The following is a 22954-nucleotide window of genomic DNA, read 5'->3' as shown; positions in this document are numbered from 1 at the left end:
CCCCGCCATCCCGATCAGGCGTATTTCTTCTGGATCTCGTCCGAGATGTTCTGCGGCACGGCTTCGTAATGGTCGAACTGCATCGAGAACACTGCACGGCCCGAGGACATCGAGCGCAGGTTGTTGATGTAGCCGAACATGTTCGCCAGCGGCACGAAGGCATCGATGACATTGGCGTTGCCGCGCGAGTCCTGACCACGGACCATGCCACGACGGCTGGTCAGGTCGCCGATGATCGAACCGGTATATTCTTCCGGCGTCACGACTTCCACTTTCATGATCGGCTCGAGCAGTTTCGCACCGGCCTTCTTCAGACCTTCACGCATCGCGGCACGGGCAGCGATTTCGAAGGCAAGAACCGACGAGTCGACGTCGTGGAAGGCACCGTCGGTCAGGGCGACCTTGAAGTCGATGACCGGGAAGCCTGCCAGCGGGCCCGAGTCCATGACGGACTTGATGCCTTTTTCGACGCCGGGGATGTATTCCTTCGGAACCGCACCACCAACGATCTTCGATTCGAACGAGTAGCCTTCGCCGGGCTCGGTCGGGGTGATCGTCAGCTTCACGCGCGCGAACTGGCCGGTACCACCGGTCTGTTTCTTGTGCGTGTAGTCGATATCGGCCGCGGTCGAGATCGTTTCACGGTAAGCCACCTGCGGCGCACCGATGTTCGCTTCGACCTTGAACTCGCGCTTCATCCGGTCGACCAGAATGTCGAGGTGAAGTTCGCCCATGCCCTTCATGATGGTCTGGCCCGACTCGATGTCGGTTTCGACGCGGAAGGACGGGTCTTCGGCCGACAGGCGCTGAAGGGCGAGGCCCATCTTTTCCTGGTCAGCTTTCGACTTCGGCTCGACGGCGATCTCGATCACCGGCTCGGGGAAGGTCATGGTTTCCAGAACAACCGGGTTGTTCGGATCGCACAGCGTGTCGCCCGTGGTGGTGTCCTTCAGACCGGCCAGCGCGATGATGTCGCCTGCGAAGGCTTCTTCGATCTCCTCGCGGTTGATCGAGTGCATCATCATCATCCGGCCAACGCGTTCGCGCTTGCCTTTGGTCGAGTTCATCATCTGATCGCCCTTCTTCAGCACGCCCGAATACAGGCGGGTGAAGGTCAGCGAACCGACGAAGGGGTCGTTCATGATCTTGAACGCGAGGCCCGAGAAGGGCTGCGCGTCATCGGCACGACGCTCGAGGTTCCGCGTTTCGGTCTCGTCGCCCGGGGCGAAGCCCATATAGGCGGGGACGTCCAGCGGCGAGGGCAGGAAGTCGATGACCGAGTTCAGAAGCGGCTGAACGCCTTTGTTCTTGAACGCCGAGCCAGCGGTGACCGGGAAGAACGAGAGCGACAGCGTGCCTTTGCGGATCAGACCGCGCAGGGTGGCTTCGTCGGGCTCGTTGCCTTCCAGATAGGCTTCCATGGCGGCATCGTCCTGCTCGACGGCAAGCTCGATCATGTTGGCGCGCCATTCATCGGCCAGATCCTGAAGTTCTTCGCGGATCGGTTGACGGACCCAGCTCGCGCCGAGGTCTTCGCCTTTATAGACCCACTCTTCCATCTTGATCAGGTCGACGATGCCTTCCAGCTTGTCCTCGGCGCCGATCGGGAAAGCGATCGGGCACGGGATGCCGCCGGTACGGTCCTTGATCATCTTCACGCAGTTGAAGAAGTCAGCGCCGATCTTGTCCATCTTGTTGACGAACACGATCCGCGGAACCTTGTAGCGGTCAGCCTGGCGCCACACGGTCTCGGTCTGCGGTTCAACGCCAGCGTTGGCGTCGAGAAGGCAGATCGCACCGTCAAGCACGGCCAGCGAACGTTCGACTTCGATGGTGAAGTCGACGTGGCCGGGGGTGTCGATGATGTTGAAGCGGTACTTCGTGTCCGAGGTGCCTTCGGTGGTCGGATCTTCCTGGCGCTGCCAGAAAGTGGTCGTCGCAGCCGAGGTAATGGTGATGCCCCGCTCCTGCTCCTGCTCCATCCAGTCCATGGTCGCGGCGCCGTCGTGGACTTCGCCGATCTTATGGGACTTGCCGGTGTAGTAGAGGATGCGCTCGGTCGTCGTGGTCTTGCCCGCGTCGATGTGGGCCATGATCCCGAAGTTACGGTAGCGCTGGAGCGGATATTCCCGTGCCATGATGCTATTCCCTTACCAGCGGTAGTGGCTGAACGCTTTGTTCGCGTCGGCCATCTTGTGGGTGTCTTCGCGTTTCTTGACAGCGGTGCCGCGGCCATTGACGGCATCGGCCAGCTCGCCTGCGAGACGCTCTTCCATGGTGTGCTCGTTGCGGTTTTTCGCCGCAGTGATCAGCCAACGGATCGCCAGAGCTTCGCGGCGGGTCGGACGGACTTCAACCGGAACCTGGTAGGTCGCACCACCGACGCGGCGCGAGCGCACTTCGACGGAGGGCTTCACGTTGTCGAGGGCTTCGTGGAAGACTTCGATCGGCTCACGCTTCAGTTTGCCCTGAACGCGATCAAGCGCCGAGTAAACGATGCGTTCGGCGGTCGATTTCTTACCGTCAACCATCAGGTTGTTCATGAATTTGGTCAGTACGCGATCGCCAAACTTGGCGTCCGGCAGAACTTCGCGCTTCTCAGCGGCGTGACGACGGGACATTGATGCCTCTCCTTACTTCGGACGCTTCGCGCCGTATTTCGAACGGCGTTGACGACGGTCTTTGACGCCTTGGGTATCCAGCACACCGCGCAGGATGTGGTAACGGACACCCGGAAGGTCTTTTACACGGCCGCCACGGATCAGCACGACGCTGTGTTCCTGGAGGTTGTGCTTTTCGCCCGGGATGTAGGAGATGACCTCGAAGCCATTCGTCAGACGCACTTTGGCGACTTTACGCATAGCGGAGTTCGGTTTCTTCGGCGTGGTGGTATACACACGCGTGCACACGCCGCGCTTCTGCGGGCACCCTTGCAGGTGCTGCGACTTCGAGCGCTGCACTTTCGGCTGCCGCGGTTTGCGGATCAGCTGTTGGATCGTCGGCATTCGGTTCCCCGTCTTGCTTTCGTCAATACTCGCAGCGATTGCTGCGCCACTTCTCGACAGCGTTCGCGCCCATCGCGAAACGCCACGACCCATCGCATCCCATGGGGGAGGATGGGTTTCATTCCAGAGGATCGGGGCATGCGCCCGGATCTTGACCAATGATAGGTTCTGGGCCCCAGGCAGGACTCTGCCGGGTGTGGGCGCTATAGGGGGAATCACCGGGTGAGTCAACAGCCGCCCCCACGGCCGCGGCCTACTTTCCCCAGCGCGGGCGATCCGCCCCTGGCAGCCGGTAATCCCGCGCCGCCTGCTCGAGACTGGTAAGGTCGATACGGAAACGTTCGGACAGAACCGCAGCCCAGTCCGGGTCCTTGATTTCCCAAGGGTAACCCGCCCCGATGGCGCCGGAATCATTGTCATGGTTCAGGAAGCGCACGAACATCAGCCGATCGGTCTGCATCACGCCGGGCATATAGAGCCCCATCTTCCAATGCGGGAAATTCATGATGCTGCGCTCGGCATCCGGGGGCAGATAGGCCGTCAGCCCGGCGACCGCATTATAGATGATGCGGGGTTCCACCGCGATCCCGCGCGGACCCGCCTTGAGCACGAGGCCCCGCGCATAGTCGCAAGAGAGCCGCCGCTTGCGTTGCCAAAGCGGACGCATCGCGGCGAAATCGCGCCGGGCGTTCTCGACATAATCGACCGCGACGGCATCGTCGTCATCCTGTCGGAAATGTCCCACCACATCGGCACCCGCCTCGACATGCGGCTTGATCGCCTGCAAACAGGCGTCCAGATGCAGTTCCATCGGCGGGATCAGCGCCAGCTTGAACTGCGGAGCGATCTCGGTCAGTTCGTGCAGGCGCGTCAGATAGGGCTCGGGAAGGTCGGGCCCGGTCATCACGACCATCGTGAAATCCGGGTCGGTCTGCGCCAGCAATGCCGGCAAGGTGACATTCTCGAACCAGAACCAGCGGCGGGCCAGACGCTCAGGGTCGTAAAGAAACGCGCGGCGCTCGTCGAGGCTGTCATGGACCACCTGAAAGCCGCGCCCTCCCAGATAGGAAAAGCGGCATAGGCCAAGCATCTGCACCCGCATCGCACCGTCCATCATTCATCGCCTTCAGAAAGCCGGTCCTCGGAGAATCCCGACCCGCAACCTATAGACAGGGCAAATGAAGAGGAGAAGAGCCGGCATTGCACAAGCGGCCGCACGGTTCCCGCCTGTCAGTGAGGGACCGGCCGGACCGACCGTGGCGAAATCCCGGCCAGCTTGAGGCCCTGCAGAAGCAGCACGCTGCGTATTCAAGAGCAGGGATGACAAAGGCAAACGCGATGCCTCCTGTCAGGGTCGTCCAGGCCGAAGGCAAGTTCCGACCGGGCTCCTTGCCATGCTTGACCCCTTTCACGAATGGCCATGCCAGATCCTTGGCAATCCATCGCGGCTCGCAGCAAGGGGGAAGCTCGATGAGTGAGACAGCAGGCAATGCCGACACCGGCGGATCGGGGTGAGGATCCCTCCGCCGCACATGAGGCGGATCACGGGTCGCGCAGATCGCCTCGCAATCGTCCGGCAGGTCGGATCCGGCACCGCTGGATCAGTCGAGGCGCGCCCGGCCCCGGTTTCGGAAACAAAAAAGGCCCGGCGCATGGCCGGGCCTTTTCCTGTTCTGCGATCTGGCGGGATCAGTTCTCGCCAGGAGCCTCGGCCGGAGCGGCTTCGGGCGCGATCAGCGCCGCGGCGGCTTCGGCTTCGGCCTTGCGGGCCTCGATCACCTCGGCATCGCGGTCATGCGCGATGCGACGCACACGCGAGGTCGCGCCACCCGTGCCGGCCGGGATCAGGCGGCCGACGATGACGTTCTCTTTCAGGCCGACGAGTTTGTCGCGCTTGCCTTGAACGGCAGCCTCGGTCAGCACGCGGGTCGTTTCTTGGAACGATGCGGCCGAGATGAAGCTGCGGGTCTGCAGCGAAGCCTTGGTGATGCCCAAGAGCACCGGCTCGCCATTGGCCGGACGGCCACCCTTGGCTTCGATCTTGGCGTTTTCTTCCTCGAACTCGTCGCGGTCGACATTCTCGCCCTTCAGCAGCGTGGTGTCGCCGCTGTCGAGGATCTCGATCTTCTGCAGCATCTGGCGAACGATCACCTCGATGTGCTTGTCGTTGATCTTCACGCCCTGCAGTCGATAGACGTCCTGCACTTCGTCGATGAGGTAGTCGGCCAGAGCCTCGATCCCCATGATGCGCAGGATGTCATGCGGCGCCGGGTTGCCGTCCATGATGTAGTCACCCTTCTGCACGAAGTCGCCCTCGTGAACCGGGATGTGCTTGCCTTTCGGCACCATGTACTCGACCGGGTCGTGCCCGTCTTCGGCCGGAACAATCGCGATGCGGCGCTTGTTCTTGTAGTCCTTGCCGAAGCGCACATAGCCGTCGATCTCGGCGATGATGGCGTGATCCTTGGGACGACGGGCCTCGAACAGTTCCGCCACGCGGGGAAGACCCCCGGTGATGTCCTTGGTCTTGGCGCCTTCGCGCGGGATACGCGCCACGACGTCACCGGCCTTGATCTCTTGGCCGTCCTCGATCGACAGAACCGCGTCCACCGACATCGGATAGGTGACCGGGTTGCCCTGTTCGTTGCGGACCGGCTCGCCATCGGCATCGACGATGAAGATCTCGGGCTTGAGCTCGTTGCCTTTCGGGGCCGAGCGCCAATCCGTCACGATCTTCTGGGTCATGCCGGTCGCGTCGTCGGTCTCGTCGCGAACCGAGAGGCCCGTGATGAGGTCGTTGTACTTCGCGATACCGCCCTTCTCGGCGATGATCGGCAGGGTATAGGGGTCCCATTCGAACATCTTCTGGCCGCGAGCGACGCTGTCACCTTCGCGCACGAACAGCTTCGAGCCGTAGAACAGCTTGTGGTTGGCCAGAACCTCGCCCTGAGCATTCTTGATGTTCAGCTGCATGTTCCGGCTCATGACGATCAGCTCGCCATTCGCGTTCTCGAGCGTGTTCTCGTTCTCATACGAGACCGAACCCTCTTGCGAGGCCGCGGTGAAGGACTGCTGACCACCCTGCGCAATACCGCCGATGTGGAAGGTCCGCATCGTCAGCTGCGTGCCCGGTTCACCGATCGACTGCGCGGCGATGATGCCGACGGCCTCGCCGATGTTGACCAGCGTACCGCGGGCAAGGTCACGACCATAGCAGAGCGCGCAGATGCCATCGTCGGATTCGCAGGTCAGAGCCGAGCGGATGCGGACGTTCTGCACGCCAGCTTGCTCGATCTCGTCGGCCTTGCGCTCGTCGATGACTTCGTTCTTGCGCACGATGACCACGTCCTCGCCCGGAACCAGTACGTCATCGGCCGCGACACGGCCCAGAACGCGTTCCGACAGCGGGCTGACGACTTCACCATCGTTGATCGCGGCCGAGGCCGTGATCGCGCGCTCGGTGCCGCAATCATGCTCACGAATGATGCAGTCCTGCGCCACGTCGACCAGACGACGGGTCAGGTAACCCGAGTTCGCGGTCTTCAGTGCCGTATCGGACAGACCCTTCCGGGCGCCGTGGGTCGAGTTGAAGTATTCAAGAACGGTCAGACCTTCCTTGAAGTTCGAGATGATCGGCGTCTCGATGATCTCGCCGTTCGGCTTGGCCATCAGGCCGCGCATGCCGCCCAGCTGCTTCATCTGGCTGACCGAGCCCCGGGCGCCCGAGTGCGCCATCATGTAGACCGAGTTCGGCTCCATTTCGGCGCCCTTCTCGTCCCGCTTGGTGGCCGAGATGGTCTTCATCATCGCGTCGGTGACCTTGTCGTTACATTTCGACCAGGCATCGACGACCTTGTTGTACTTCTCGCCCTGGGTGATCAGACCGTCCAGATATTGCTGTTCGAACTGCTTCACCTGGTCCTGAGTTTCCTCGACCAGTTCCCATTTCGCGGGCGGGATGACCATGTCGTCCTTGCCGAACGAGATCCCGGCGCGGAACGCCTCGCGGAAGCCCAGACCCATGATCTGGTCGCAGAAGATGACCGACTCTTTCTGGCCGCAATAGCGGTAGACGGTGTCGATGACGTTCTGGATGTCTTTCTTGCGCAGCAGGCGGTTGACCAGCTCGAAGGGCGCTTTCGCGTTCTTCGGCAGGAGCGAACCCAGACGCAGACGGCCCGGGGTCGTGTCGAAGCGAACAATGACCTCGTTGCCGTTCTCGTCGATCTGCGGCAGGCGCGCCTTGATCTTGGCATGCAGATGCACCGCACCGGAAGCCAGCGCGTGTTCCACCTCTTCGAGGTTGGTGAAGGCCATGCCTTCGCCCTTCATGCCTTCGCGCTCCATGGTCGTGTAGTACAGACCAAGGACCATGTCCTGCGACGGAACGATGATCGGCGAGCCGTTGGCGGGCGAAAGAACGTTGTTCGTCGACATCATCAGCACGCGCGCTTCCAGCTGGGCCTCAAGGCTCAGCGGGACGTGAACGGCCATCTGGTCGCCGTCGAAGTCGGCGTTGAAGGCCGAGCAGACCAGCGGGTGCAGCTGGATCGCCTTGCCCTCGATCAGGATCGGCTCGAAGGCCTGGATGCCCAGACGGTGCAGCGTCGGCGCACGGTTCAAGAGAACCGGGTGCTCGCGGATGACCTCGTCAAGGATATCCCAAACCTCGGGACGCTCTTTCTCGACCAGCTTCTTCGCCTGTTTGACGGTGCTCGAAAGCCCCTTCGCTTCAAGGCGCGAATAGATGAACGGCTTGAACAGTTCCAAGGCCATCTTCTTCGGCAGACCGCACTGGTGCAGCTTCAACTCCGGGCCGGTCACGATGACCGAACGGCCCGAGAAGTCGACGCGCTTGCCCAGAAGGTTCTGACGGAAGCGACCTTGCTTACCCTTCAGCATGTCCGACAGCGACTTCAGCGGGCGCTTGTTGTTCCCGGTGATGACGCGGCCGCGACGGCCGTTGTCGAAGAGGGCATCGACCGATTCCTGCAGCATCCGCTTTTCGTTGCGGACGATGATATCGGGCGCGCGCAGCTCGATCAGGCGCTTCAGACGGTTGTTCCGGTTGATCACGCGGCGATACAGATCGTTCAGATCCGAGGTCGCGAAGCGGCCGCCATCCAGCGGAACCAGCGGACGCAGTTCCGGCGGGATGACCGGAACGACGGTCAGCACCATCCATTCCGGGCGGTTGCCGGATTCGAGGAAGCTCTCGACGATCTTCAGGCGCTTGATGATCTTCTTCGGCTTCAGCTCGCCGGTCGCCTCTTTCAGCTCTTCACGAAGCTGGTCGGCGGTGGCCGCGAGGTCGATATTCGACAGCATCTCGCGGATCGCCTCGGCGCCGATATTGGCCGAGAACGCGTCAGCGCCGTACTGGTCTTGCGCGTCGAGGAACTCTTCCTCGGTCAGCAACTGGCCATAGGTCAGGTCGGTCAGACCCGGCTCGATGACGACGTAGTTCTCGAAGTAGAGAATACGCTCGAGATCGCGCAGCGTCATGTCCAGCATCAGGCCGATGCGGCTCGGCAGCGACTTCAGGAACCAGATATGCGCGACCGGAGCGGCCAGCTCGATATGGCCCATGCGCTCGCGGCGGACCTTCTGCAGCGTGACTTCGACGCCGCATTTCTCGCAGACGAGGCCGCGATATTTCATCCGCTTATATTTGCCGCAAAGGCATTCGTAATCTTTGATCGGGCCAAAGATGCGCGCGCAGAACAGACCGTCACGCTCGGGTTTGAACGTGCGGTAGTTGATGGTTTCGGGTTTCTTCACCTCGCCATAGGACCAAGCCAGAATTTCTTCCGGCGAGGCGAGCGAGATCTTGATTTCGTCGAACTGCCGCGGCGAGGCCAGCGGGTTCAGGGGGTTGGTGGCAAGTTCCTGGTTCATTTTCAAATCCTAATGAGCGGCGCGGAAAGGGGGAAAGTGGGGCGCTGACGCGCCCTCACTCTTCGTCTTCCGCATCCAGGAGTTCCATATTGAGGCCCAGACCCCGGACCTCCTTGACCAGCACGTTGAACGATTCCGGCACGCCGGCCTCGAAATTGTCCTCGCCCTTGACGATGCTCTCATAGACCTTGGTCCGGCCGGCGACGTCATCCGACTTCACCGTCAGCATCTCTTGCAGGGTATAGGCGGCGCCGTAAGCTTCGAGGGCCCAGACTTCCATCTCACCCAGACGCTGACCACCGAACTGCGCCTTACCACCCAGCGGCTGCTGCGTGACGAGCGAGTACGGACCGGTCGAACGGGCGTGCATCTTGTCGTCAACAAGGTGATGCAGCTTCAGGTAGTACTTCACACCGACCGTGACCGGACGGGCGAAAGCCTCACCGGTACGACCGTCGAAGACCACCGACTGACCCGAAGTGTCGAAGCCCGCACGTTTCAGCGCATCGTTCACGTCACCTTCTTTCGCGCCGTCAAAGACGGGCGTGGCGATCGGAACGCCGGCACGAACCGCGTTTGCGTGCTCGCAAAGGGTCTCGTCATCGAGGTCTTCGAACTGCTGGGCATAGAACTCGTCGCCATAGCCGATCTTCATCGCTTCGCGGACCGGGGTCATGTCGCCATTGCGGCGATAATCTTCCAGCGCCTCGTCGATCTTGAGACCAAGACCGCGCGATGCCCAACCCATATGGGTTTCAAGGATCTGACCGACGTTCATACGCGACGGCACGCCGAGCGGGTTCAGCACGATGTCAACGGCAGTGCCGTCGGCCAGGAAGGGCATGTCCTCGATCGGAACGACCTTCGAGACGACACCCTTGTTGCCGTGACGCCCGGCCATCTTGTCGCCCGCTTGCAGCTTGCGCTTCACGGCGACGAAGACCTTGACCATCTTCATCACGCCCGGAGGCAGGTCGTCGCCCTGACGGACTTTCTCGACCTTGTCGTCGAAGCGGTTGTCGAGGGCACGCTTCAGAGCGTCGAATTGCTGGTTCAGCGCTTCGACTTCCTTGGCGGTCTCTTCTTCCGCGACGGCGAGCTGCCACCACTGGCCGCGGCTCAGCTGGCTCAGCAGATCATCATTGACCACCGAACCCGACTTGATGCCCTTCGGACCCTTCACGACTTCCTTGCCGTCGATCAGCGACTTGAGGCGCGCGTAGATGTTGCGCTCGAGGATCGCCAATTCGTCGTCCCGGTCGCGGGCCAGACGTTCGACTTCCTCGCGCTCGATCTGCAGCGCACGCTCGTCCTTGTCGACGCCGTGACGGTTGAAGACGCGGACCTCAACGATCGTGCCGTAAGCACCCGGGGGCAGACGCAGCGAGGTGTCGCGCACGTCCGAAGCCTTCTCGCCGAAGATGGCGCGCAAGAGCTTCTCTTCCGGGGTCATCGGCGATTCACCCTTCGGGGTGATCTTGCCGACGAGGATGTCGCCCGGACCCACTTCGGCGCCGATATAGACGATGCCGGCCTCGTCGAGGTTGCGCAGGGCTTCCTCGCCGACGTTCGGGATGTCGCGGGTGATCTCTTCCGGCCCGAGCTTGGTGTCGCGGGCGGCGACTTCATACTCGTCGATATGGATCGAGGTATAGACGTCGTCGCGGTGGATCCGCTCGGAGATCAGGACCGAGTCTTCGTAGTTGTAGCCGTTCCACGGCATGAACGCGACGATCACGTTCCGGCCGATGGCCAGTTCACCCTGATCGGTCGAGGGACCGTCGGCGATGACCTGGTTCTTCACGACGCGCTCGCCCACCTTGACCAGCGGACGCTGGTTGATGGTCGAGGACTGGTTCGAACGCTTGAACTTGCGCAGACGGTAGATGTCCACGCCGGCATCGCCCGCACCCAGATCCTCGGTCGCGCGGATAACGATACGCTGCGCATCGACCTGGTCGATGATGCCGCCACGACGCGCCATGATGGCCGCCCCGGAATCGCGCGCAACGGTCGCTTCCATGCCGGTGCCCACGAAGGGAGCCTCGGCGCGCAGCAGCGGAACCGCCTGACGTTGCATGTTCGCACCCATCAGGGCGCGGTTGGCGTCGTCGTTTTCAAGGAAGGGAATCAGCGCCGCGGCGACCGAGACCAGCTGTTTCGGCGACACGTCGATCAGATCGACGGCATCGACCGGGTTCAGCATGAAGTCGCCCGCCTGGCGGGTCGAGATCAGCTCGTCAACGAACTTGCCGTTCTCGTCCAGCGTCGCGTTGGCCTGAGCCACGGTGTGACGCATTTCCTCGGTCGCGGACATATAGACCACGTCATCGGTGACGTGACCTTCGACGACCTTGCGATACGGGGTCTCGATGAAGCCGTATTTGTTCACGCGGGCGAAAGTGGCCAGCGAGTTGATCAGACCGATGTTCTGACCTTCCGGCGTTTCGATCGGGCACATCCGGCCATAGTGGGTCGGGTGAACGTCGCGAACCTCGAACCCTGCACGCTCGCGGGTCAGACCGCCCGGCCCGAGCGCCGAGAGACGACGCTTGTGCGTCACTTCCGACAGCGGGTTGGTCTGGTCCATGAACTGCGACAGCTGCGACGAGCCGAAGAATTCGCGCACCGCGGCGGCCGCCGGTTTCGCGTTGATCAGATCCTGCGGCATGACGGTGTCGATCTCGACGCCCGACATACGCTCGCGGATGGCGCGCTCCATGCGGAGCAGACCGATGCGATACTGGTTCTCCATCAGCTCGCCGACCGAACGCACCCGACGGTTGCCGAGATGGTCGATATCGTCGATCTCGCCCTTGCCGTCGCGCAGTTCCACGAGGCCGCGGATACAGGCGATGATGTCGTCGTGACGCAGCGTGCGCTGGGTGTCCGGCGCATCGAGGTCAAGACGCATGTTCATCTTGACGCGACCCACGGCCGAGAGGTCGTAGCGCTCGCCATCGAAGAACAGGCTGTTGAACAGCGTCGAGGCGGCCTCGACGGTCGGCGGCTCACCCGGACGCATCACGCGGTAGATGTCCATGAGCGCGCCGTCGCGGTTCATGTTCTTGTCCGCGGCCATGGTGTTGCGGATATAGGGGCCGACATTGACATGGTCGATGTCGAGAACCGGAATATCCTCGATGCCGTTGTCCAAGAGGACCTTGAGCAGGCCGCCCGAGATCTCGCCGTCGCGGTCGTATTCCAGGGTGATCTCGTCGCCCGCCTCGGCATAGATGAAGCCGGTCTGGTCGTTGACGATATCCTTGGCGACGAAGCGGCCAACGATCTTCTCGAAGGGCATCAGCAGGCTGATCGGGCCTTTTTCTGCCAGTTGTTTGACCAGACGCGGCGTGACCTTGTCGCCGGCCTTGGTGATGATCTCGCCGGTTTCGGCATTGACCAGATCATAGGTCGGGCGGGTGCCGCGCACGCGCTCGGGGAAGAATTTCGTCACCCAGCCCGCATCCTGGCCCCGGCCAGCGCGCTGCAGTTTGTAATCAACAGTGTCGTAGAAGGCATCCATGATGCCCTCCTGGTCCATGCCGAGGGCATAGAGCAGCGTCGTCACCGGCAGTTTGCGGCGGCGGTCGATACGCGCGAAGACAAGATCCTTGGCGTCGAATTCGAAGTCCAGCCACGAGCCGCGATAGGGAATGATGCGGCAAGCAAACAGCAGCTTTCCCGAGCTATGAGTCTTGCCACGGTCATGGTCGAAGAACACGCCCGGCGAGCGGTGCATCTGCGACACGACGACGCGCTCGGTGCCGTTCACGATGAAGGTACCGTTCTGCGTCATCAGGGGCATGTCGCCCATGTAGACGTCTTGTTCCTTGATGTCCTTGACCGACTTGGCGCCGGTATTCTCGTCGACATCGAACACGATCAGACGCAGCGTCACCTTGAGCGGCGCGGCATAGGTCATGTCGCGGGCCTGGCATTCGTCAACGTCGTATTTCGGACGTTCGAGTTCGTATTTCACGAATTCGAGCGTCGCGGTCTCGTTGAAGTCCTTGATCGGGAACACCGACTGGAAGACACCGTGGATGCCCTCGCCGTCCTGATGCTGCTCACCCTCGCCCGACCGCAGGAACAGGTCGTATGAGGATTTCTGAACCTCGATGAGGTTCGGCATTTCCAGGACTTCGCGGATATTGCCATAGTAACGCCGGATGCGTTTCTGGCCGACATAAGCTTGCGCCATAGAGGGTCTAACCTTTCGTCTTTCGCTTGCAGCGGTCGTCGGGGCCCGACCGGCACAAGGCGGCGAATGAGGGGCGGGGTTCCATTCGTGCCGCGCGTCCCACCGCACGGCTCCCGAACCCCGAACATGCCCTGAAGGAAGGTCTCTGGATTCTTGCGAAACCGCCCTTCAAGACAGGTTCGGCAGGGACCGAGGAAACCCCGGACCCTGCCCATTTCTTCCGAAATGAATCGGACAGCACCATATGGTGCGGTCCAGATTACTTCAGCTCGACCTTGGCACCAGCCGCTTCGAGTTTTTTCTTCATGTCTTCGGCGTCGGCTTTCGAGACGCCTTCTTTGACTTTGCCACCGGCTTCGACCAGGTCTTTGGCTTCTTTCAGGCCCAGACCGGTGATGCCGCGAACTTCTTTGATCACGTTGATCTTGTTCGCGCCGGCGTCGGTCAGGACGACGTCGAATTCGGTTTTCTCTTCAGCGGCTTCAGCAGCTGCAGCCGGACCAGCAACCATGACGGCGCCACCAGCAGCCGGCTCGATGCCGTATTCGTCTTTCAGGATGGTTTTCAGTTCCTGGGCTTCCAGCAGGGTCAGGCCCACGATTTCTTCGGCGAGTTTTTTCAGATCAGCCATTTTTCCGTTCTTTCACTAAATGTTTCCAACGATGGGTCGATGCCCTACGAGGGAATGGGGTTTGCCTCAAGCGGCCTCGCGCTCTTCCAGAGTCGTGAGGATGCCCGCGATGTTGGAAGCAGGTGCGCCAATCGCGCCCGCGATGTTCGAAGCAGGGGCGCCGATGCAGGCCACGATCGAAGCGATGAGCTCCTCGCGCGACGGCATCTGTGCCACGGCTTTCACACCGGCAGGGTCAAGCGCCGTGTCGCCCATCGCACCGCCCAGGATAACGAACTTGTCGTTGCCTTTGGCGTACTTGTCCGCGACCTTGGCAGCAGCCACCGGGTCCTCGGAGTAAGCGAGCACGGTCATACCCGTCAGATAGTCGGCGATGCTTGCGCAAGGCTTCCCATCCAGGGCGATCTTGGCGAGCCTGTTCTTGGCAACGCGAACGGACCCGCCAGCTTCACGCATTTGCGCGCGCAGGTCCTGCATTTGGGCAACCGTCATTCCTTCGTAGTGTGCAACCACCACGACGCCAGAGGCTTCGAAGATTTGGCCGAGTTCCTCGACCAACTGCTCTTTCTGCGCTCTATCCACGGTTTTCTCCAAGTATGGGGGTTTCCCCCCGGCTCTCACTTTCCTGACACCAGAATGGCGACAGGACGGGTCCGTGACGGTCCCAAGATCACCCGAACGTCAGTTCGGAAAATGGTCTTGCTCCCATCTCAGGAAGGAAATTAAGCGAGTTGCCCCGCACCCTCCGTCTCGGACAGGACGGGGCGTTGATCGCCCCGCCATTCACCGGATTACTCCGGCGAAATTCTTGCGCTTATTGCGCGATGGCCGAAGCCAAGTCCAGCGACACGCCCGGACCCATGGTCGAGCTGATCGAGACTTTCTTGACGTAGGTGCCCTTGGCGCCCGACGGTTTCGCACGGTTCACGGCGTCGACGAAGGCGCGGATGTTCTCGGCCAGCTTGGCGGCGTCGAACGAAGCCTTGCCAACACCAGCGTGAACGACACCGGCTTTTTCAGCCTTGAACTGGACTTCACCGCCCTTGGCAGCTTCCACGGCCGATTTCACGTCCATGGTCACCGTGCCGACTTTCGGGTTCGGCATCAGGTTGCGCGGGCCCAGGATCTTACCCAGACGGCCGACCAGCGGCATCATGTCCGGAGTGGCGATGCAGCGATCGAATTCGATCTTGCCCGACTGGATGGTTTCCAGCAGGTCTTCTGCACCGACGATCTCGGCACCGGCGGCTTTCGCTTCGTCGGCTTTCGGGCCACGAGCGAAAACGGCGACGCGAACGTGCTTGCCCGTGCCGTTCGGCAGGGTGACAACGCCACGAACCATCTGGTCGGCGTGACGCGGGTCAACGCCCAGGTTCATCGCGATTTCAACGGTCTCGTCGAATTTCGCTTTGGTGTTGCCTTTGACCAGCGCGACGGCGTCTTCAACCGACAGGTTGACTTTGCCATCAAAAGCGGCGCGTGCAGCGGCTTTGTTTTTCGAGATTTTTGCCATGACTTAGCCTTTCACCTCGATACCGATCGAACGGGCCGAGCCGAGGATGATCTGCATCGCGGCGTCGATGTCGTTCGCGTTCAGGTCTTTCATCTTGGCTTCGGCGATCTCGCGAACTTGCTTCGCGGTCACGGTGCCAGCGACGACACGACCGGGCTTTTCCGAACCTTTGGCGCGGTTGCGCTTGCCGACCGGCTTCAGGCCAGCGGCTTTCTTCAGCAGGAACGAGGCCGGCGAAGTCTTGGTTTCGAAGGTGAAGGACTTATCGGCGTAATAGGTGATCACGACCGGAACCGGCGAGCCGGCTTCCATTTCCTGCGTCTTGGCGTTGAACGCCTTGCAGAATTCCATGATGTTGATGCCGCGCTGACCCAGTGCGGGGCCGACCGGCGGGGACGGGTTGGCTTGGCCCGCCTTGATTTGCAGCTTGAGGCTGCCGACAACTTTCTTGGCCATGTGGCCCTCTCCTTATCATCACGCCCACGATATGGGCCGACTTAGCGGTGCGGCGCGGCCCCGAAGGACCGGCGCCTCCCGCACGACATCACGAGGTCTTGGAGACCTGAGTGAATTCCAGCTCGACCGGCGTCGGCCGGCCAAAGATCGAGACGGTGACCTTGATCCGCGACGAGATCTCATCCACCTCTTCGACCATGCCCGAGAAGCCCTCGAAGGGACCGTCGGTCACGTTAACCTTTTCGCCCACCTCGAACCGGATCAGGTTGCGCGGGGCGACCTCGCCCCCTGCTTCTCCGGTGCGATTCAGGATCGCATTGACCTCGTCATCGCGCATCGGCATCGGCTTGCCATGGGCACCCAGGAAGCCCGTCACCCGGTTGATCGAATTGACCAGGTGATAGGTCCGGTCATGCATGTCCATATGGACCAGCACATAGCCCGGCATGAAGCGCCGCTCCGAGGTCACTTTCTTGCCGCGACGGATCTCGATCACCTCTTCGGTGGGGACAAGAACCTCGTCGATCTGCTCCTCGAGACCCTTCTCAAGGGCAGCTTGGCGAATCGCCTCGGCAACCTTCTTCTCAAAGTTCGACAGGACGCTGACCGAATACCAACGCTTTGCCATGTCTCGATCAACCCCTGCTCTTCCAGGCTGGCTCGAGCCAAACCCTTGAATTCAAATACCGCCAACGGCCTGCAACGAACTACGTCATCCTTGCGGCCAAATCGAAATCGGCGCGCATGAGCGAATCGATGCACGCCGCGTCTCGGGCAGGTCGCAAGCACATAGCGTCCCAAGCCCGCAAATGCAATACCTCAGCCGCCAACCAGACTCAGGACGCCCGAAAGCCCGCTTTTGATCGCAAGATCCACGAGAAAGAAAAAGATCGCGGCCAAGGTCGCCATGATAAAGACCATGACGGTCGTCGTGACCACCTCGCGGCGGGTGGGCCAGGTGATCTTGCCGATCTCGCTGCGCACCTGACTGATGAACTGGACGGGGTTGGCCATGTTGATCCCTTTGGTCATGCAGCGCGTCAAATAGACCGCGCGGCGCGGATTTTCAAGCCGGAACTGGGCCGCGATCCGGATCAAGGAATTCGACCTTGGCCATGCGCCGCACACGCACCACGTCACGGGCATATAGCCTGCGCGAGCGATCCATATCCTCGTCACTCACAAGCCGCAGCGGCGCATGGCCCGCCGAAGCGCTGAAACGACGTCGCGCCGCCTGAACCAGATCGCGCAATTCGGTCCGGCTTGCGCCCCCTGCCCGTTCCAGCAGCCATTCGAAGCCGGGCTGCGAAATGCTGACATTCGCGGGCGGGGAATTCGGCACGATCTCGGCCATGTCGCCCGGCAGAAGGCGCTGCAACAATCGGGGCCGCAGATCCGCGTAATCCTCGTAGCGCCAGACCACGATCCGCGAAACGGTCTCGAGCGAGGACAGACGTGACACCAGCCCCGACCAGCGGATGCCCGCAGGATCGCGGCCACGCAGATATTCGTCGAAACGCGTTTCATTGCCCAGACTGACTTGCAACGCGAAGCAAGAGACCGAAAAGCTGGCCGGATCGCGAATCCCGAGAAAAATCTCGGCCGGGCCACCCCCGGCCATGTTGATCAGACGGCGCAAGCGGGGCGCGGCGCCCGGATAGATCATCCCCCGGCTCGAGAACATATTGGTCCGCTGCGTGCCGCCCAGGATGTTTTCCTCCGAGATCAACAGATGCGCGAATGCGGCGCGCAACTCGTGAAAGCTGCGGCGGCAAAGCAGAAAGGCCTTGCTTCGCCTCTGGCCGACCATGGCGTCGTTCAGATGCAGGATGCTGCGCAGTTCAGTCGGGCCAAGATAGGCCAGACCGCGGGCCTCGAACTGCTCGCGGACCTGCCGCAGGCATTGCTGCAGATGTGTCGAGGCCGTCTTATGCGCCCCCAGATGGATGGTCAGCAATGAACCCGCTCGCCGTTCCAATTTGTCTCAAACACGTCGCGTATTCCCTGTAACGCCGCGCATTCATTAAGCGTTCCTTCGACCTTTTGACTGAAATCTCTCTGCCATGTCAAACAGAGGAGTTGTCATGGCATATGCAAGACTGTCCAAGATCGCGGCCATCGGAGCGCTTGCTACGCTCGCCGCCTGCGCCGAGAAATCAGACCAGATCCCCCCGGCATTCGTTTCGCCCTCGCTCTATCACACGATGAATTGCGGCCAGCTGACCTTCGAGGCCCAGAGCGTGCTGAACCGGGCCAACCAGGCCGCGGTCGCGCAGGACAAGAAGGCCAGCAATGACGCCGTCGCGACCGGCGTCGGCGTGGTGCTGTTCTGGCCGGCGCTGTTCATGATCAAGGGCGATGGTGCTCAGGCGGCGGAACTGGCGCGGCTGAAGGGCGAAATCATCGCCATTCAGCAGGCGGGCAACCAGAAGAATTGCGGGATCCGGGTCCAGTGACATGAAAAAACCCGGGCGCGACGCGTCCGGGTGGAACATATCTGTTGCGGCTTGGCAGGGGTTGGGGGACTCGAACCCACGACCCTCGGTTTTGGAGACCGATGCTCTACCAACTGAGCTAAACCCCTAAGCCGGGTTGCTGATTACGGCAGCTGCGCCGCCGGTTCAAGAGGGAACTCGCCTTCGGGCGCAATTTCGTCGCATTCAAGAAAGCCGCCCGATTGACGCGCCCATAATCCGGCATAGATCCCGCCCCGCTCGAGCAAAGCTTCATGCGAACCCTGCTCGACGATGCGGCCCCGGTCCATCACGACCAGCCGATCCATCCGCGCGATGGTCGAAAGCCGATGCGCGATTGCAATGACCGTCTTGCCCTGCATCAAGAGCTCCAGCTGGCCTTGAATAGCGGCTTCGACCTCGCTGTCCAGCGCGCTCGTCGCCTCGTCCAGGACAAGGATCGGGGCATCCTTCAGCAGGACCCTTGCAATGGCGATGCGCTGGCGCTGGCCCCCGGACAGCTTGACGCCCCTTTCGCCTACATGGGCATCGAGCCCGCGCCTGCCCTTGGAATCGCCAAGCGCCCCGACGAAATCCGAAGCCTCCGCCAGCTCCGAGGCGCGCAGGATCTCGGCCTCGGTGGCTTCGGGACGGCCATAAGAAATATTGTCCCGGATCGAGCGGTGCAGCAGCGACGTATCCTGCGTGACTACGCCGATCGCCGCGCGCAGCGATTCCTGGGTCACCTGGCTGATATCCTGCCCGTCGATCAGGATCGCGCCCGAACCCAGATCGTGGAACCGCAAGAGCAGGTTCACCAGCGTCGATTTGCCCGCCCCGGAGCGACCGACCAACCCGATCCTTTCGCCAGGGCGAATCGCGAGGCTCAGATGATCGAGGACAGCCGTCCCCTTGCCTTCGCCCTCGCCGCCATAACGAAAGGTCACGTCGCGAAACTCGACCGAACCCGCCGTGACGGTCAGCGGCTGCGCGCCCGGCATATCCGTCACCATGCGCGGCAAAGCAAGCGAGCCAATGCCGTCGCGCACCGTGCCGATATTCTCGAAAAGCCCGGCAAACTCCCACATGATCCAATGCGACATGTTCCCGAGCCGCAGCGCCAGGGGAATCGCCACCGCAACCGCACCGACCTCGACCCGCCCCGCGGTCCAGAGCCAGACCCCAAGAGCGGTCACCGCAAAGGTCAGCAGAGAATTCAGCGTGGTCAGCAGGATGTTCTGGATCGAGGCCAGACGCATCATCCGGTGCACGGTCACCAGAAAGCCGTCCATGCTGTCGCGGACATAGGATTCCTCGCGCGAGCTATGCGAGAACAGCTTGACCGTAGAAATGTTCGTATAGCTGTCCACCACCCTGCCGGTCATGACTGCACGGGCATCGGCCTGTGCCTGGCTGACCGCGCCGATGCGCGGGATCAGCCACCACAGCAGCAGCCCGTAAAGCGCGCCCCACAGAAAGAACGGCACCGCAAGCCAGCCATCGGTCGAGGCCGCAAGCACAAGGGCGCCCAGGAAGTAGACGCCGATATAGACCAGCACATCGACGAATTTCATCGCGACATCCCGAACCGCCAGCGCCGTCTGCATCAGCTTGGTCGCGATTCGCCCCGCGAACTCGTCCTGGAAATAGGTCATGGATTGGCGCAGCAGGTAGCGATGCGCCTGCCAGCGGATGCGCTGCGGCAGGTTTCCCATCAGGGTCTGATGCATCAGCAGCGACGAGACGAGCTGCGTGACCGGAAGACCGATGACCAGGATCGCGGCCATCAAGAGCAGCCGGCTGCCCTCGACCTGCCAGAACTGGCTGGGCTCGGTCTTGGCCAGACGGTCGACCAACTCGCCCAGATAGCCGAACAGAATCACCTCGAAGATCGCAATCAGCGCCGAGCAGGCCGACATGGCCAGCATATACCCCCAGGCCCCGCGGCTGAAATGCAGGATGAACCGCCACAAACCCTCGGGCGGCATGCGCGGAGCATCCGCGGGATAGGGATCAAGCCGGTTTTCGAACCAGCTGAACATGATCGACCTCGTGGAATGCGTGCCGGCATCTCTTCCGGCGCGCGGGCAGGTTCTCATGGTGGTCGCGGGAAGTGAAGGGCTAGAGATGGCGCGTCTCGGGCGCCGGATCGGCCCAGGCGTCCCGCGCCCCGTCGGCGTGATGGACGGGTGCCGCGATCAGTTCAGCCTCACTCGCGTCGTCCAGCGCGTTGATGCAGACCATGACGAAATGGCCGCCGATCTCCGACAGGTTCCCCTCGGTCCAGAGACGCGTGCCGCAGGTCGCGCAGAACCAATGATGCATGTCCAGCCCGTCATCCTGGCTTCGGGGCGTCTCGGCCAGATGATCGCGGCCCGCGACCAGGCGGAAGCTTGCGGGATCGGGCAGCCGGATTTCCCAATAGCGCATCTTGCGGCAGAAGCGGCAATTGCAGCGGCTGGTGCCTTGCGACAGATCGCATTCCGCTTCGAACCGCACCGCGCCGCAAAAGCACGAACCATGATATCTCGTCATTGCTCATCCTCCCGAATGGATGATCCATCCTGCCGGGAGGATGCTGACAGATCCGGTCAGTTGGTGAGCTTTTCGGCAAAGAAGGCCTGGGTGCGGTCCCATGCCTGCTTGGCCGCCGCCTCGTCAAAACGGGGGGTGGTGTCATTGTGAAAACCGTGCTGCGTGCCGGGATAGAAAAAGGCCTGGTACTCCTTGCCATTGGCCTTCAGCGCCTCCTCATAGGCGGGCCACCCGGCATTCACTCGCTCGTCATTCTCGGCGTAATGGATCAGCAGCGGCGCTTGGATCTGGGCCACTTCTTCGGCGCGGGGCTGGCGGCCATAGAAGGGGACAGAAGCAGAAAGTTCGGGATAAGCCACCGCCAGCGCATTGCAGACGCCCCCACCATAGCAGAAGCCCACGCAGCCCACCTTGCCGGTCGAATCGGGGTGGTCGCGCAGGAATTCATAGGCCGCGAAGAAGTCTTCCATCAGCTTGGAGGGATCAAGGCTCGCCTGCATCTCGCGGCCCTTCTCATCCGTTCCGGGATAGCCGCCGATGGAACTCAGCCCGTCGGGACCGAAGGCCAGATAGCCCGCCTTTCCCAGACGGCGCACGACATCCTCGATATAGGGGTTGAGCCCGCGATTCTCATGCACGACCAGCACCGCCGCAAGCTTGCCCGACGCATCTGCAGGCCGCGCCATCAAGCCGGAAATCTTGCCGTTGCCTTCGGGACTGTCATAGCTGACCGTCTCGGTCTTGATCGCCGGATCGTCGGGGGCGACCTGCTGGGCCAGCGCGTAGTCGGGCTTCAGCGCCTCGAAAATCGCCGCAGCGGTCATGCCGACGGTCGCGAATTGCGCCGCCTGCGCCATGAAATCGCGCTTGCTGACCCGGCCATGCACATAGCCGTCAAAGATCTCAAGGATACGCGGGTGGAAATCGGAAGCCTTCTTGCGTTCACTCATCGCCCTGCCCTCCCAATGGCTAGCGCAAGGTAACACGAGGACAGGTAAATTCCCGGTAAACTTTGTCGGAAATTGTCGCAGAAATGGAAAAGGCCGCCCCCGAAGGGACGGCCCTCTCGTCGCGATATCCCCGAAAGGATCACCCGACGATTCGATACCCGAATTACTTCAGGATTTTCGAGACGACGCCTGCGCCGACGGTGCGGCCGCCTTCACGGATAGCGAAGCGCAGCTTCTCTTCCATGGCGATCGGCGCGATCAGTTCGACTTCGAACTTCAGGTTGTCGCCCGGCATCACCATCTCGGTGCCTTCCGGCAGCTTCACGGTGCCGGTGACGTCCGTGGTGCGGAAGTAGAACTGCGGACGGTAGTTCGCGAAGAACGGGGTGTGGCGGCCGCCTTCTTCCTTGGTCAGGATGTAGGCTTCAGCTTCGAAGGTGGTGTGCGGGGTCACCGATTTCGGCTTCACCAGAACCTGGCCACGCTCGACGCCGTCACGGTCGATACCGCGCAGCAGAACGCCGACGTTGTCGCCAGCCTCACCGCGATCCAGCAGCTTGCGGAACATTTCCACGCCGGTGCAGGTGGTTTTCTTGGTGTCGCGGATACCCACGATTTCCAGTTCGTCGCCGACGTTGACAGCGCCACGCTCGATGCGGCCGGTGACCACGGTGCCGCGGCCCGAGATCGAGAACACGTCTTCGATCGGCAGCAGGAACGGCTGGTCGACAGCGCGCTCGGGGGTCGGGATGTAGCTGTCGACAGCAGCGATCAGCTCGCGGATCGAGTTCTCGCCGATCTCGGCGTCGCGGCCTTCCATCGCGGCCAGAGCCGAGCCCTTGATGATCGGAATGTCATCGCCGGGGTAGTCGTAGGAGGACAGCAGCTCGCGCACTTCCATCTCGACCAGTTCCAGCAGTTCCGGATCGTCCACCTGGTCGACCTTGTTCAGGTAGACGACCATGTAGGGGATGCCGACCTGACGGCCCAGCAGGATGTGCTCGCGGGTCTGCGGCATCGGGCCGTCAGCAGCGTTCACGACCAGGATCGCGCCGTCCATCTGGGCAGCACCGGTGATCATGTTCTTGACGTAGTCGGCGTGGCCGGGGCAGTCGACGTGGGCGTAGTGACGCGTTTCCGACTCGTACTCGACATGCGCGGTCGAGATGGTGATGCCGCGCGCGCGCTCTTCCGGGGCGCCGTCGATCTGGTCATAGGCCTTGAAGTCACCAAAATACTTGGTGATCGCAGCCGTCAGCGTCGTTTTGCCGTGGTCAACGTGACCAATGGTCCCGATGTTGACGTGCGG

General features: G+C 61.8%; 18 protein-coding genes and 1 tRNA gene. 1 reads left to right on the top strand and 18 read right to left on the bottom strand.

The features are described from left to right. Positions 1 to 14: 14 nt before the first annotated feature. The 13 genes from fusA to ESZ60_RS08750 all read right to left on the bottom strand — a co-directional run bounded on the left by fusA (position 15) and on the right by ESZ60_RS08750 (position 17664). Positions 15 to 2138: an elongation factor G gene (gene fusA / locus ESZ60_RS08810; protein ID WP_134680201.1), complete on the bottom strand. Its 2124-nt coding sequence runs from the start codon at positions 2136 to 2138 to the stop codon at positions 15 to 17. A gap of 12 nt (positions 2139 to 2150) precedes the next feature. Then, positions 2151 to 2621: a 30S ribosomal protein S7 gene (rpsG, locus tag ESZ60_RS08805; RefSeq protein ID WP_134680200.1), complete on the bottom strand. Its 471-nt coding sequence runs from the start codon at positions 2619 to 2621 to the stop codon at positions 2151 to 2153. A gap of 12 nt (positions 2622 to 2633) precedes the next feature. Beyond that, the gene (rpsL, locus tag ESZ60_RS08800) at positions 2634 to 3005 is read right to left on the bottom strand and encodes a 30S ribosomal protein S12 (RefSeq protein WP_022705687.1); all 372 of its coding nucleotides are present in this window, start codon (positions 3003 to 3005) and stop codon (positions 2634 to 2636) included. 253 nt (positions 3006 to 3258) lie between these two features. Next, complete coding sequence (locus ESZ60_RS08795; protein ID WP_245155634.1) at positions 3259 to 4122, bottom strand: putative rhamnosyl transferase; 864 nt, start codon at positions 4120 to 4122, stop codon at positions 3259 to 3261. Positions 4123 to 4694: 572 nt separating this feature from the next. Continuing rightward, positions 4695 to 8903 (bottom strand): DNA-directed RNA polymerase subunit beta', encoded by a 4209-nt coding sequence (gene rpoC / locus ESZ60_RS08790; RefSeq protein ID WP_134680199.1) that lies wholly within the window; start codon positions 8901 to 8903, stop codon positions 4695 to 4697. A 55-nt stretch (positions 8904 to 8958) separates the two neighbouring features. Continuing rightward, positions 8959 to 13107 (bottom strand): DNA-directed RNA polymerase subunit beta, encoded by a 4149-nt coding sequence (gene rpoB, locus ESZ60_RS08785; protein WP_134680198.1) that lies wholly within the window; start codon positions 13105 to 13107, stop codon positions 8959 to 8961. 259 nt (positions 13108 to 13366) lie between these two features. Then, positions 13367 to 13738, bottom strand: a complete 372-nt coding sequence (gene rplL, locus ESZ60_RS08780) for a 50S ribosomal protein L7/L12 (protein WP_134680197.1) — start codon at positions 13736 to 13738, stop codon at positions 13367 to 13369. Between the two features lie 66 nt (positions 13739 to 13804). After that, positions 13805 to 14320, bottom strand: coding sequence for a 50S ribosomal protein L10 (gene rplJ, locus ESZ60_RS08775; protein WP_134680283.1), 516 nt, complete (start codon positions 14318 to 14320; stop codon positions 13805 to 13807). Positions 14321 to 14552: 232 nt separating this feature from the next. After that, complete coding sequence (gene rplA / locus ESZ60_RS08770) at positions 14553 to 15251, bottom strand: 50S ribosomal protein L1 (protein WP_134680196.1); 699 nt, start codon at positions 15249 to 15251, stop codon at positions 14553 to 14555. 3 nt (positions 15252 to 15254) lie between these two features. Beyond that, positions 15255 to 15707 (bottom strand): 50S ribosomal protein L11, encoded by a 453-nt coding sequence (rplK, locus tag ESZ60_RS08765; RefSeq protein ID WP_134680195.1) that lies wholly within the window; start codon positions 15705 to 15707, stop codon positions 15255 to 15257. A gap of 88 nt (positions 15708 to 15795) precedes the next feature. After that, positions 15796 to 16335, bottom strand: a complete 540-nt coding sequence (gene nusG / locus ESZ60_RS08760; RefSeq protein ID WP_134680194.1) for a transcription termination/antitermination protein NusG — start codon at positions 16333 to 16335, stop codon at positions 15796 to 15798. Between the two features lie 191 nt (positions 16336 to 16526). Then, complete coding sequence (gene secE, locus ESZ60_RS08755; RefSeq protein ID WP_134680193.1) at positions 16527 to 16721, bottom strand: preprotein translocase subunit SecE; 195 nt, start codon at positions 16719 to 16721, stop codon at positions 16527 to 16529. Positions 16722 to 16773: 52 nt separating this feature from the next. Continuing rightward, positions 16774 to 17664, bottom strand: a complete 891-nt coding sequence (locus tag ESZ60_RS08750; RefSeq protein ID WP_134680192.1) for a hypothetical protein — start codon at positions 17662 to 17664, stop codon at positions 16774 to 16776. Between the two features lie 127 nt (positions 17665 to 17791). On the opposite strand from ESZ60_RS08750, the gene ESZ60_RS08745 reads away from it, so the two are divergent. Continuing rightward, positions 17792 to 18163 (top strand): hypothetical protein, encoded by a 372-nt coding sequence (locus ESZ60_RS08745; RefSeq protein WP_134680191.1) that lies wholly within the window; start codon positions 17792 to 17794, stop codon positions 18161 to 18163. 52 nt (positions 18164 to 18215) lie between these two features. On the opposite strand, the gene ESZ60_RS08740 is transcribed toward ESZ60_RS08745, so the two are convergent. From ESZ60_RS08740 to tuf, 5 genes are all read right to left on the bottom strand, one after another. Next, a tRNA-Trp gene (locus tag ESZ60_RS08740) sits at positions 18216 to 18291 on the bottom strand. A 15-nt stretch (positions 18292 to 18306) separates the two neighbouring features. Continuing rightward, positions 18307 to 20202 (bottom strand): ABC transporter ATP-binding protein, encoded by a 1896-nt coding sequence (locus ESZ60_RS08735; RefSeq protein WP_134680190.1) that lies wholly within the window; start codon positions 20200 to 20202, stop codon positions 18307 to 18309. Between the two features lie 79 nt (positions 20203 to 20281). Beyond that, on the bottom strand, positions 20282 to 20695 hold the full coding sequence (locus ESZ60_RS08730) for a GFA family protein (RefSeq protein WP_134680189.1): 414 nt from the start codon (positions 20693 to 20695) through the stop codon (positions 20282 to 20284). Between the two features lie 56 nt (positions 20696 to 20751). Further along, positions 20752 to 21645: a YghX family hydrolase gene (gene yghX, locus ESZ60_RS08725; RefSeq protein WP_134680188.1), complete on the bottom strand. Its 894-nt coding sequence runs from the start codon at positions 21643 to 21645 to the stop codon at positions 20752 to 20754. Positions 21646 to 21808: 163 nt separating this feature from the next. After that, a partial coding sequence (gene tuf / locus ESZ60_RS08720; RefSeq protein WP_134680282.1) for an elongation factor Tu occupies positions 21809 to 22954 on the bottom strand: 1146 nt, incomplete at its 5' end.

Source organism: Paracoccus ravus (assembly GCF_004522175.1).
GTDB classification, from domain to species: Bacteria; Pseudomonadota; Alphaproteobacteria; order Rhodobacterales; family Rhodobacteraceae; genus Paracoccus; species Paracoccus ravus.
The sequence above is the reverse complement of the archived record's forward strand: the minus strand, read 5'-3'. Positions and strand labels throughout refer to the sequence as shown.